This window comes from Dictyobacter halimunensis (genome assembly GCF_036245075.1).
Genome location: NZ_BSRI01000002.1, coordinates 3,207,101 through 3,219,420 on the forward strand (window position 1 = coordinate 3,207,101; position 12,320 = coordinate 3,219,420).

Annotated in this window: 13 protein-coding genes; 6 read left to right on the top strand and 7 right to left on the bottom strand. The window is 54.0% G+C overall.

What is annotated here, in order from left to right; translation table 11 throughout:
• Positions 1–2: 2 nt before the first annotated feature.
• Entirely contained in the window at positions 3–755 is a 753-nt protein-coding gene (locus AABA21_RS27360; RefSeq protein WP_338255107.1) for a lysophospholipid acyltransferase family protein, read from the bottom strand.
• A gap of 72 nt (positions 756–827) precedes the next feature.
• Between AABA21_RS27360 and AABA21_RS27365 the strand changes: the two genes are divergently transcribed.
• Both AABA21_RS27365 and AABA21_RS27370 read left to right on the top strand, forming a co-directional pair.
• On the top strand, positions 828–2,393 hold the full coding sequence (locus AABA21_RS27365) for a phytoene desaturase family protein (RefSeq protein ID WP_338255109.1): 1,566 nt from the start codon (positions 828–830) through the stop codon (positions 2,391–2,393).
• 152 nt (positions 2,394–2,545) lie between these two features.
• Positions 2,546–2,971 (top strand): DUF4288 domain-containing protein, encoded by a 426-nt coding sequence (locus AABA21_RS27370; RefSeq protein ID WP_338255110.1) that lies wholly within the window; start codon positions 2,546–2,548, stop codon positions 2,969–2,971.
• Positions 2,972–3,022: 51 nt separating this feature from the next.
• Here the strand turns inward: AABA21_RS27370 and AABA21_RS27375 are convergent, their stop codons facing one another.
• Together AABA21_RS27375 and AABA21_RS27380 are read right to left on the bottom strand one after the other, a co-directional pair.
• Positions 3,023–3,400, bottom strand: coding sequence for a DoxX family protein (locus AABA21_RS27375; protein ID WP_338255112.1), 378 nt, complete (start codon positions 3,398–3,400; stop codon positions 3,023–3,025).
• Positions 3,401–3,414: 14 nt separating this feature from the next.
• The gene (locus AABA21_RS27380) at positions 3,415–4,128 is read right to left on the bottom strand and encodes an MBL fold metallo-hydrolase (RefSeq protein ID WP_338255113.1); all 714 of its coding nucleotides are present in this window, start codon (positions 4,126–4,128) and stop codon (positions 3,415–3,417) included.
• Positions 4,129–4,490: 362 nt separating this feature from the next.
• Here AABA21_RS27380 and AABA21_RS27385 point away from each other — a divergent pair, with 362 nt between their 5' ends.
• Complete coding sequence (locus AABA21_RS27385) at positions 4,491–5,030, top strand: hypothetical protein (RefSeq protein ID WP_338255114.1); 540 nt, start codon at positions 4,491–4,493, stop codon at positions 5,028–5,030.
• A gap of 247 nt (positions 5,031–5,277) precedes the next feature.
• Here AABA21_RS27385 and AABA21_RS27390 read toward each other — a convergent pair whose 3' ends face one another.
• From AABA21_RS27390 to AABA21_RS27405, 4 genes are all read right to left on the bottom strand, one after another.
• Positions 5,278–6,489 (bottom strand): rhomboid family intramembrane serine protease, encoded by a 1,212-nt coding sequence (locus tag AABA21_RS27390; protein ID WP_338255115.1) that lies wholly within the window; start codon positions 6,487–6,489, stop codon positions 5,278–5,280.
• 55 nt (positions 6,490–6,544) lie between these two features.
• Positions 6,545–7,414 (bottom strand): rhomboid family intramembrane serine protease, encoded by an 870-nt coding sequence (locus tag AABA21_RS27395; RefSeq protein WP_338255117.1) that lies wholly within the window; start codon positions 7,412–7,414, stop codon positions 6,545–6,547.
• Positions 7,415–7,577: 163 nt separating this feature from the next.
• Positions 7,578–8,225: a MarC family protein gene (locus AABA21_RS27400; RefSeq protein ID WP_338255119.1), complete on the bottom strand. Its 648-nt coding sequence runs from the start codon at positions 8,223–8,225 to the stop codon at positions 7,578–7,580.
• A 190-nt stretch (positions 8,226–8,415) separates the two neighbouring features.
• Positions 8,416–8,799, bottom strand: a complete 384-nt coding sequence (locus AABA21_RS27405; protein WP_338255120.1) for a hypothetical protein — start codon at positions 8,797–8,799, stop codon at positions 8,416–8,418.
• A 926-nt stretch (positions 8,800–9,725) separates the two neighbouring features.
• Between AABA21_RS27405 and AABA21_RS27410 the strand changes: the two genes are divergently transcribed.
• The 3 genes from AABA21_RS27410 to AABA21_RS27420 are packed head-to-tail and all read left to right on the top strand — an operon-like array spanning position 9,726 to position 12,179.
• Entirely contained in the window at positions 9,726–10,223 is a 498-nt protein-coding gene (locus tag AABA21_RS27410) for a hypothetical protein (protein WP_338255121.1), read from the top strand.
• Positions 10,223–10,813: a hypothetical protein gene (locus AABA21_RS27415; protein WP_338255122.1), complete on the top strand. Its 591-nt coding sequence runs from the start codon at positions 10,223–10,225 to the stop codon at positions 10,811–10,813. The genes AABA21_RS27410 and AABA21_RS27415 overlap by 1 nt, the downstream gene beginning before the upstream one ends.
• Before the next feature lies 1 nt (position 10,814).
• A complete protein-coding gene (locus tag AABA21_RS27420; RefSeq protein WP_338255123.1) occupies positions 10,815–12,179 on the top strand; it encodes an MFS transporter in 1,365 nt (454 codons plus the stop codon).
• Positions 12,180–12,320 lie beyond the last annotated feature (141 nt).

Below are 12,320 nucleotides of genomic sequence, written 5' to 3' on the forward strand. Positions count from 1 at the left end.
CTCTATTGATGCTGTATTTGTTTGCGCAGGAGTGCTGCGTCAAACAGTCTGTTAGTTGATGCTCGACCGTGCATGATCTGGGTAAAGTCGCTATAGTTGCCGTGTATGACATCAGCGCGCAACTGATCCAGTTCAGCGGTGACTTTTTCCTGTAGACATGCGGTGTAGTGCTTTAAGAAGCCGCGCGTCTGCAGTTCATCTTCACCTATCTTCAGCGGTTCGCCCAGGCTGATGTAGAGGTCGGGTCGCTGCTCGGCCAGGTATTCGATGCGAATGGCGGCTGGATAGACCAGCGCGGGCGCCGCCAGTCTGGCGATGTGGGCCGCGCCACTGAAAAAGGTGAGCGGCCGGTAGTCATTAGGGGAGATCTCGCCCTGTGGGAAGAGCCAGACCATGCGTCCCCGTCGCCGCTTGAGTAGCTTGCCGGCGTAGTTGACGGTCTGTATGGCCGAGCGTGCGTTGTGGCGATCAACCGAGAAGCAGCCGATCCAGCGGAAAAAGAAATAGCGTTTGAGCTGTGCTTCCTCCATCATCAGATAGCCGTCCAGCTTCAGGTGCCGTTCGACGAGGGCCGCCACATAGCCGTCCCACCAGCTGGAATGGTTGGCGCAGATAATGATGGGGAGCCGGCGTTGTTCTTCTGTCAGTGGCTCATGCATGCGAAAAAAGATCCGGTCAAAGTGCCCGCGCAGCGATGTATGTATTAATAGCCAGACCAGTTGCTCGCCCGGCGTGAACTTACGAGCAGGTATCATTTATGACTATCTCCTTACCCATCGGGGATAATGCTAACATCTTCTTTGAGAGTATTATAGCGAGGTATAAGGATGTCTGTATATAAAAAGATCTTAATTGTGGGGGCGGGTATTGGTGGGCTGTCGGCGGCCATCCACCTGGCCGCTCAAGGACACGCGGTTTCGCTGCTGGAACGCCAGCCGCGCGTGGGTGGTAAGTTAAACCTGATTGAGCAGGATGGCTTCAGCTTTGATACCGGACCCTCGCTGATTACGATGCCCTATGTGCTGCGCGAGCTGTTTGAAGCAGCTGGCCGTCGCCTGGAGGATTACCTGGATCTGCAGCCCCTGGAGGAGACGTGTCGCTATTTCTATCGCGATGGCGCTATCCTGCATGCCTGGCGCGATCGACAGCGCTTCGCCCAGGAGATCGCCCGCTTCAGCCAGCACGACGGCGAGTCCTTCCAGCGCTTCTTCGAGTCCGCCCGTACACTCTTCGCGGCCTCGGCCGATCCTTTCCTCTATAACAGCCTGGGGAGTCCACTGGATGTGGTGCAGACCTTTCTGCACTTCGTGCTGAGGGGACATCCCGGCATGCCAGAGGAGCAGCAGGGTCAACTGCCCGAACGCCTCAAAGCTGTGCTGACCGCACTCTCTCCCACGACTCTGGACCGACATATCAACACCTTCTTTGAGGATGCCCATATTCGTCAGCTATTTGATCGCTACGCCACCTACAATGGTTCGTCACCCTACCAGGTGGCCTCGGTGTATAGCATTATCCCCTATGTAGAGATGGCCGATGGTGGCTGGTATCCGCGCGGTGGTATCTACGCGCTGGCGCGGGCGCTGGAGCGCCTGGCCCGAGAACTGGGGGTGAGCATTCAGACCGGTTGTGAGGTGCGCCGTATCCTGGTCGAGCGCGGCAAGGCCAGAGGCGTTGTCCTGGACGATGGACGCGTCTTGCGTGGCGACCTGGTGGTGGCCAATAGCGACGTGGTGACGACGTATCGCGAACTGCTCTCGCCATCCATACGCCAGCCGAGCTATACCCGGCGCCTGGAGCGGTTAGAGCCATCCAGTTCCGGTTTTGTGCTCTTGCTGGGCACGCGCAAGCAATATCCAGCCCTGTCCCACCACAACATCTTCTTCTCTGACGATTATCCAGCCGAGTTCGCCGATCTGTTTGAGCGCAAAGTTCCCCAGCATGATCCCACTATCTATATCTGCGCCACCACGCGTACCGATGCCAGCCAGGCTCCGGCAGGCCATGAAAACCTGTTTATCCTGGTCAACGCCCCTTATCTGACCGACCATGCGAACTGGCGGCGCGACGCAGCGGCGTACCGCGACCGGGTCCTGGATACGCTGGCCCGCTATCCCCAGATCGACCTGGGCGACCTCCGTGAGCACCTTGTTTATGAACATATGCTGACGCCCGAGGACTTTCAGCGCAACTACGGATCCAATGCTGGCTCCATCTATGGACTCTCCTCGAATGACCGCATGGCCCCCTTTACGCGACCGGGCAACCGGGCTGCGCACATCAAGGGACTCTATTTCGTAGGCGGCAGCACCCATCCAGGCGGTGGGGTCCCCCTGGTGATGTTGTCTGGCAAGATCGTTGCCCAACTGATCGCCGAAGATCATACCTGCTGACCGGTATATTTCGCAATCTGGTGCGCCCAGATTGTATACTTGTCGTTATGTTCGTGTTAGAATGCTTGCGTTGCCGCTTGCTTAAAAGGGGCATGAACGATCGCGTAGATGCTGGGCTATGTACAAGGTACGAGATAGAGAGGAGCCTCCTCATGGCGAACATCCCCGACAATGTAAAATGGTATCTGGCCGAACTGGTAGAAGAGATTAAGATCGAAGGTGAGAGCGAGAACGTGGTTCACAACAACCTGGTGCTGATCCGCGCGGACTCCCCGGAGGAGGCTTATCGCAAAGCACTGGCCAAAGGTGCGGAACTAAACGACGTCTACGAAAGTCCCGATGGCAAGCAGGTCAGAGTTGCCTTCCGTGGCCTCAGCGATCTGAATGCCATCCTCGACGAACTCGAAGACGGGGCCGAAATCGCCTATGAAGAGATGACCGGCGTCACCGAAGACGAGATCGAGGAGATGCTGCCTGACAAAGATCAGCTCGGTGTCTTCCAGCCCGACGATCCCAACACCCCGGACATCCTGGAAGAGGCTATGCGCATCATCCGCAACTCCGAATATAATCAATAATTCTGGCAAAAAAAGATGTCGCTGCACATACATCAGCGGCATCTTTTTTGTTTACTGTCCTCCGATGAGCGCAGGGATATATCTCACGTGGGCAATAAGCACTATGCAAGCCAGGACAAGAAATACTGTGGCTGGCAGCAGATCGGAGAGTGGATCTTTGCCTCGAACTCTATGCGAGTAGAGAGCACCTAGCATGATGATACATAGGAGCAGGGCCGCCAGTACCGCCAGTAGCGGAAACCAGATGCCTATCAGCAGGCCAATGCCAGCCAGGAACTCGCACACACCCGTTAGATAGCGGAACCAGTGCGGATAGCGAAAATGCTCAAAGCGCGCCGTGGAGGGTCCAATATGGGTCCACTTAATTACGCCTTCGGGCGCAAAAAAGAGACCAAGGATGACCTGAGCGATGAGCCCGATAAAAAACATGTGTATGCATGCCCCTATCTTTGTGCTTTACGGGCCAGTTCTCTGGTCAGTGCGTCGATCGCGCGATCCATCGCGGCCAGTGGCCGTTCTAGAACGCGACCGTGTCCCACGGCGAGACGAGTTGGTTCCAGGGTTCGCAGCTTGCGCGCGCTCTCCAGACTGGTAGGCTTATGCCAGGTAGCCAGGGCGGGGAGAGGGAAGAGTGGCTGCAGCTTGCCTGAAACGGCTACACCACCCAGTGTTTGAAAGGCATCGCCTGCTATCAAGGTCTTATCGCGCGTATCGATGAATGAGGCGTGTCCAGGTGTATGCCCAGGCGTCGCGATCACCCTGAGTGATCCCACGTAGTCGCCCTCTTCGAGCACGCGCGAGGGACGGGTCTTGCAGGGCGGCCAGCCCCCACGCAATTTATCCTGCGGCTCATCCGGATCCAGGCTCATATCGCCAGCCAGAAAACGCGCGCTACGGCTGGTGATCAACACTTTCGCGTCTGGTAGCAGTTCATGAAGCTCATCGAGCGCGCCGACATGATCAACGTGGGCGTGTGTGAGCAAGATACGAACGATGGGGGAGCCGAGCTGCTGGGCCGCCTGGACGATCGATTTGCCGCAGCCGCTCATGGCTGTGTCGACCAGCGTGAAATCATCCTCTTCACGAACCAGGTAACAGTTTACGAAACCGAGATGACTGAGTTGAAATAAATGCTCTCCATGCGATCTGACCTTCATAATGAACACATCTCTTTCTACCATGAATGGGGAATTCATGATATGTACAATGTTCTAGTTGAAAAATAGCAAACGAGGCTCTTTAGATGTCCACCGAAATTATAGCAGAGCTTAATTAAACATACAAGCAGTGTTTAAATCTGTATTTTCTCCAAATATATGGACTGTTCGTTTTTGCATAGCTTTTTATACACTGTTAAGCAGCATTTTGCCAGAAAATCATAAAGCTGGTTTTTACTTCTATCATTGCCAATAATACTGTGAATAATGTAAAATAATTGCAAATGAATTTATTATATATAGCTTGATAAGTAATTGTGTCTTTGAAGCTATGACAAGCAAAATAAAAATGAAAGGATCTTATGCAACTAATTTTAATGAAGTGGAATCTATTTATAGAAATGATAAATCGTTCAAAAAGGCAAAGTGAGACCGCTTTTCGCTGTGGATTGTGGCTAGCACTGGTGGGGACTTTTTTTATAGTTATATTGGACGCTTTTGATAGCTACAGGCACATAATGACTTTTGTAGATAACGATATATATCTAGTAGTTTGCTTCATAGCTGGAATGCTTACTGCTAGAAAAATTGGCCTCTTGAAGCATGCCAGTCTGGCTGGTAGGTGGGCCGCTTTTTTCTCCGTGCTTTTCGGTCTGGTTTATGAGGCGATCGTCCACCTTTTCCAGTTTGTTGCCTTCCACACGCTTCCCAAATTTATTACGGATATAGATTTTAGAGATGCCTCCAGTCTTCTTCTTCTTATCTTTTTAGTGCCTATTACCTGTGCGGTACTTGCATTTGGCACCGTCATGACTATGCTTATCTGTGGGATTATTGGATCTCTAGGTGGGTTGTTGGGGAAGGCGATGTTTAGAAAAGCATCATCACCTGGTAAATATTGATATAAGGTAAATTTGAGTAACAGGAGGAATAAGGGAGTCAAGCAGGGGGGTAAAGGGCATGGATAGGATCACCCTGTCTTTGTGCCGTGGTGATAGTAACGGTACATTGATAGGATCAATGTGACTCAGCCGGGTCACAGCGAGATTGCAAGCCCGACTCCCTATTTTTAGTGTAATTAAGAAAACAAGAAGCAAGCAGCATTAACGCTGTTTGCTTCTTGTTTTTATTTCTTGGGGAAAAAAGGTTCTAGAAGAAGATGCGACCGCGGCGTGAGCGGGGCATCAGGATAAAGGCCAGAATCATGCCACCGACGAGGCCGCCGACGTGGGCCCAGACGGCGATGCCCGATCCCGGTGTAAAGCCGAAAACCAGGTTGAGCACCAGCCAGAAGAGCCACTGTCCAATGACCCCGGCTCCAGCCGCACCCAGGGCGCGTCGATTGATCAGGTAGAACATACCGATGGCGCCAAAGACGCCAAAGATAGCCCCGGAAGCTCCTACCGCGATGCCATTGGGGTCGAGCAGGAGGAAGGCGACGCTGCCCAGCAGGCCCGATACCAGGTAGATAATCAGGTAGCGCCACTTGCCATAAATGATCTCGGCGCCCCGGCCCACAAAGTAGAGCGAGAGCATGTTCAAGGCAATATGGTAGATGCTATTCGGATCATGCAGGAACATAGCGGTAAAGAGGCGCCAGTACTCACCATTGTTCGTGATCAGCGGATTTACCTGCGCACCATAGACAAAAACAGCATTATCCAGCTTCATCCAGATGTAGATCAGGATGTTGATCACGATCAGGGCCATGGTAACCAGGGTTGGATACTGACTTAAAGTAAAACGCGTACGCACCATCTGGCGGCGCATAGGGCTGGGTTGCGACCAGGCTGGCGTAGCCATGCGCTGGCGACTGCCACTCTCCTCGGCGTTCGGCTGGTCCGTGCCTGTGCTGCTTGCGCCGGGATAACTGCTGGTCGGTTGAGCGCTGGGCTTTTGATTTTCTAGAGGAGGGAAGCAGTTTTCAAAGCGGCCCCCGTATGAGAGGCGCGTCGCGCGTGCGCGTGCCAGATTGGCGTCATAATCCTGTCCACTGGCGCGCAGCAGGTAGGAGCGTAGGGCATGCAGGTAGCCAATCCCCGGATCGCTCTCGATGGCCTTATCGGTGCTCTGTAGCGCGCGATCATAGCGACGATCCAGCAGCTCCATCAACGCCTGGGCGGTCCAGCCCTCCGCGCCACCTTCCGGCTGCAGTTCTTGTACACGGCGACAGGCCATCTGCACCACCCCGTAATTGCCCAGGGCCAGATTGGCCTCGGCCAGGCCCAGGTGCACCTGCGGATTAGCGGTTTCCAGCTGAGCTCCATGCGCGTAGGCGATGGCCGCCTCTCTGCCATTGCCCTGCGCCAGCGCCAGCCTCCCCTGTTCTAGATAGTTTTGGAGTTCCGTTTGTGCTTCCACGAGATTTCCTCCCAATATGCCATCGCTCACGCCGGATATGGCTGGCGCATAACGATTAGTGTCCCAAATGTAAAGCTAAAATAGCAAGTAGTAGTGTACCTAAAATTGTCAAAAGTGCCAAGGGCCATTGGCGAGATAGACGATGTGTATCGAGCAATATCTGTTCTGCGGCCGGTCGATAGAGCGGTGTGAACCACCAACCTAACAGGCAGCCACTGATGAACCCGCCCAGGTGCGCGTTATTATCCACATTGGCTATCATAAAACCGAAGCCCAGATTAATCCCGATGATAAAGACCAGCCAGAGCAGCGCCATCAGCCCTCCCCTTGGAAAGGCGCGCCGGTGGACCAGCACAAAGATGCTATAAGCCCCCACCAGTCCAAAGATTGCGCCTGATGCGCCCACGCTGATGACATCTGGCGCGAATACAAAGCTAGCGATAATACTGATAATACCTGTGATTACGTAGATTAACAAGAAACGCAGATGACCGACCAGGCGCTCTAGAAACGTGCCCAACACGACCAGGTTCAGCATATTCAGTCCTACATGTAACAGGTTGGCATGCAGAAAGAGTGGTGTTAGAAAACGCCAGTACTGCCCCTGCAGGATCAGATCATTCTCTTTGGCTCCATAACGGATCAGCACTGTCGTCAGGGCTTCGTCGCTGCCGGGCTGCGTATTAATGGCGTTATTGAGCATATGGTTAAGGATGGCGCCCAGGCTGTGGGCGCCCATCGCCTGGGCGACCTGGGTTGCCGTGAAACACCAGATCAAGCTTGAGCCAATCACAATAAGCCAGGTTCCCCAGCTGATGCGTGCCAGCGGCGCGCGGGTGCGATAGTAGGAAAGCGCCGCCCGGTAACTCTGTCTGGCACGCGCTGTACGCGTCGCCACACCATCAATCAGCTGAGGATTATTCACGTACACCTCGTTTCAACAACGCTCTGCTCATAAGACCTTGTACCTGTCTTCTTCTCTCAGTATAGTTGGTATGATAGTTCTTTGTATGTACTACGTACTACAGCGTGTAAGGTCGCAGGTCGAGACCATGGATTATGCGATCGACACTGGATTGAGCCGGCATTTATCTGATAAATCCACCCGTATGAATATAGGTGGCGATGCCATTGAGCATGAATTGGATCGCCAGCGCCGCCAGCAGAATACCCAGGATACGTGATAATACCAGGATGCCGGTTTTACCCACGCGCTTGATAATCCAGGTGCAGCTGCGCATCGCCAGCCAGGCCAGAAAGAGGGCGCTGATAATGGCGGCGGCCACCGAGATCAAGCTGATAGGATGGGGAGCGGCCTGTCCGACGTAGAGAATAGTGGTGGCGATGGTGCCGGGTCCGGCGATCATCGGGATAGCTAGAGGAAAGACGCTGATGTCTTCGCGCGTCATGGCCTCTTCTTCTTCGGCCTTGGTTTCACGTGTCCCCGACTGACGACCAAAGAGCATGTCAACGGCGACCAGAAACAGCAGGGCGCCGCCCGCTATATTAAAGGCGTACAGCTCAATCCCCAACCGATCGAGCAGATAACGTCCGACGAGCGCGAAGAAAAGGATGATGCCAGCGCTGATTAAGGTGGCGCGCGCGACAATTGCATTGCGCTGCGCATTCGTAAAATGTGAGGTAAGCCCTACCACGACCGGGGCCAGCCCGACTGGATCAATCACGGTAAAAAAGGTCACAAATGCACTGATGGTAAAGGTTAATGAGATGTCCACAGATGAAGCCTCGACAAAGTAAAAAAATGACATAAACAAGCCGCCGCTATTATATCACACATGAGTTAAAGGAGATGGTGATAGCTTCCATCTCCTTTACGGCAAGGCGTCCATCTGTTGTTTCATCGGGTCCCTCCAGAATCAGCACTATCATTACGCTGTTCCGGTACCGACTGGTTTACCGGTATGCTTATTGCTCTTGCACCGGGGTGGCTGGGGTTGTATATAGACGGCGGCGGCGTGTCCAGTTGCGATAGCTCCGATAGGAGGCCAGGTACCACAACAACTCAAATACGACGGCTGAAGCACAGGCTTTCAGCAGCGGGACATCATAGAGAAAGATCTCCTTTGAAATGTTGACCAGTACGACATCGGTGGCGAACCAGATACCCGCCAGCGCGATCACGACGGTACTGAAGATTCCAAAGGGGACGCGACGCCCAAAGACCAGGCGCGCGAGTATTCCTATTGCCAGCGCGAGGAACCAGCATAGAATCTGGCCTGCGCTCAACAAAAAGTGTGCCCCGCCCAGCGCGAACGTAAAAATGACGAGGTCGGCGAGTATTGGACTCATCGAGTAAGCTCTCCTTTATGGTATGGCTCTTTTAAGTTAATTATATATATATACCAGAATGTCCCTGACTCATTACTCTGCTGTCTCTGTTACGTAATAGCTGATAGAATAGGTACGCCAGGCTACCTTTATCCCATCCAGACTATAAATTCCCAAGGTTGTGTAAGAATGTGTTTGACTCCCGTCATTGCGGGGACACGTGAGCGCCCCCACACGGGCGTCCGCTGCGCGGCCGCGCTGTTTTGGGGTGTTGGTACAGCAGGGGCGCGAAAGCGCCCCTGCTGTACCAACACCCCAAGGACTTGTGAGCATCATAGGTGCTAAAACACATGCAGACCGTGGGCGATGATCATGCGAATAAAACACATTCTAAAAAGCGTCTTACTTCCGCCATGTTGGGGTTACGTGCGCACCACCACACAATGGATTTGTGAGCACCGACATTTTGACAGGTTAATGTTGAGTTATGCAATGAGTGCGCGGATGCGCCCCTAGACACCACTACAAATGGATTTGTGAGCACTGACACTGCTGGCAGGTCAATGTTGAGTTGGTGCAGCGGGTGCGCACATGCGCGCACCCGCTGCACCAACTCAACAAACCAGCGCGTTCGCTGCGCGGACGCGCGTGCGGGGGCGCGCACGTGGCCCCACAATGACAGAAGTCACACATATTCTATTATGTAACAGTTTGTCGCCGTAATGTCCTGGTCTTGCGTATTAAGAGGGAAGGGTATAAGAGTATAAAGGATTATCATCCGATGTCTCGCCGGGCGTATGGGTTACACCTATTCCTATGTTTTTATGAGCTTATCTCATCATAACCATATATGTTTGAAGAGTTGAGCCTTGCGATAACTACAAGCATGCATGCCCGTGCGTTATAATGGAACAGCATTAATTTACTATTGTATTGGGAGGGACGCTATGCAAAAGGCGAAACGGTTCGCTATTATCACCGGTATCGTGTTAGCGATCATTCTCGTGGGCGGTGTATTGCTGGCTGCTATCTTTGGTAAGCTGCTGGAACTGCTCTATATAGTTTTGATCGTCCTGGCAATCTTGCTTATCGCTGGTACCGTCTATCAGATCTATTCGGTGTTTCAGCTTGTGCGCTCGATCAAGACTGTGCGCGAGGAAATGAGGCCATTAATCGGTTCCGTCAATGAAACGGTTGGCATCATGAAGGATACGGCCCGTACGGCCGGCAATACGGTATCGACGATTGGCACCGCGACGAAATTTACCTCTGAACTGGCGCTGGGTCCCAGCGTGCGCGCGGTGGCGGCTGTTGTTGCCGCTCAGGAGATGGGACGTGTATTCCTGGGCAAGGGGCATGCCCGTAGTCGTGCGGAAGAGCGTCGTAAACAGCAGATGGAGGCAATGGCGGCGGCAAATGCGGCTGTGGATAGAGGAGGTGAATAATGGCAGCTACCACTATGGTTTTAGCTGTAGATCCTGTTCTGGCCATGATAGGGCAGATCGCCGCCCTGGTGATCTGTCTGTTCGCCCTGGTCTTTATCGTTATTACGGTGGCGTTTAACCTGGCCATGGGATTTGCCATGTCCTTCTTAGAAGAGAAGGTTCAGCTGATCAAGATGCTGCGACCGTTTGTAGACAGTGTGAATACCACCTCTAAAGCGGCCGAGCGTGGCATTGCTCCTGCGGAAGATAAACCAGCTCCGGCGCGTATCGCGGGCCAGTTGCCGCTGCGTGTCAACCAGGCTGATCAAAAGGTTGATCAGGTGTCCAATCGTGTCGCCAACGTGGTCATCGAGTTCCGCGCGCGTACCATCCAGGCTAAAACGATGGCTAAAGCGTTTTTCCTGCCCGGTCTGCTGAATAGGCAGGAAAGCAAGACAATAGACGATGAGACTATTGTCAACGAAGGGGGACAGCAGTTTACCAGCCCCGGCTATCGGACCCTGGTAAGTGAGCGCCCTGAGGTGCTGCCGGGCCATGGGCCCCACAGCGAGGCGCCGGTGCAAGAGCAGATCGTGCGTCCGCGAAGGTAGCATGTCTCTCACCCAACATTATATACAGCAATTCGGGCGTTTCCAGCGAAACGCCCGTTTATATCTTATCAGCAATGCGCTCAGTGGTATGACTCTGGGCATTCTGCAGGTGCTCTACAACCTTTATTTGATCGCGCTGGGCTATCAGACCGATTTTATCGGACTGATCCTTTTTGCTGGCACCATCGGGGCCGGTATCGCTATCTTTCCCGCTGGACTCTGCATCGACCGTTTTACCGGTAAGTCGATCATGATCTGGGCCAGCGTCCTCGTCGGCATTGCCGGGGCCGGTCAGATCTTGTTGCGCACCCCATTCTTTTTGCTGCTCAGCGCCTTTCTGGCCGGCATCGGGGGCGCCTTTATCCTGGTCGTCAATGCTCCTTTTCTGGCCCGCAACAGCACTCCCGACGAGCGCTCTCACCTCTTCAGTTTGAATATCGTTTTGACCCTGATCATGACCGTGCTGGGAGAGGCGCTGGGTGGCGTCCTACCGCTCTGGTTCCGTTCCAGCACCTGGTTGATGGCTCCTCTTCCTTCCTGGTTCCATTGGGCGCTTGCCCGGGCGCCGCAGGCCCGCTCCTATCAGCTCTCCTTGCTGGTGGCCGGCATCATTGCCGCCCCCAGCTTTATCCCCCTGTTCATGCTACGCGAAGAGCCGCCCGAGCGCCGTGCCGGTCCTACTTCATCGGGAACAACGTTTAGGGACAGGCTTGCAGTCCTGTCCGCATGGAGAAGGTTGCCGCTGCGAACACTGCTGGGCAATCCCTTGACCGTCATGATCGGCATCCAGATCTTAATTGGAGCCGGTGCTGGTCTGTTGCTTCCCTACTTCAATGTATATTTTGTAAAGCAGCTAGGGGCGACCTCAGCCTTATTTGGGGCCATTGACGCGGCCGCCAATACATTGAACGCCTTACTCACATTGCTCGCCCCCTGGCTCGTCCTACGCATCGGTAAGGTAGTTGCGCTGGTGATTCCTCGGATCATCAGTCTCCCCCTCATGCTCTTGATAGGTATTACGGGATCGCTACCGCTGGCGGCGACCCTTTATCCCCTGCGTCAGGGCTTTATGGACATGACGCAAGGCATTCTTCAGGTCTTCTCCATGGAGGTCGTACCGCCTCAGAGACGTGGCCTGGCTAACAGCAGCTACCAGGCCGCCTACCAGATCATGTGGGCGCTTGGTGCCTCCCTCGGTGGCTTCCTGATCGCTCGCGTCGGCTATCTCGCCGTCTTCATCAGCACCACCGTCCTCTACTCTCTGGCTCTCGCCCTGCTCTGGACCCGCTTCGGCCACGGCCGCTGGCAAGAGCCCACCGCCTCACCCACCCGGCCCGAACACATAGAGACACATCCATCCCTTTAAATTCGACCCACACGGGGCGCAGTTCCGGTGCCATCCCTTTAAATTCGACCCACACGGGGCGCACTGCGCCCCGTGTGGGTCGAATTTAAAACCTTTGAGCGCCGAAGGCACACCAGGCCCAATCTTCAAATCCCTGATAAG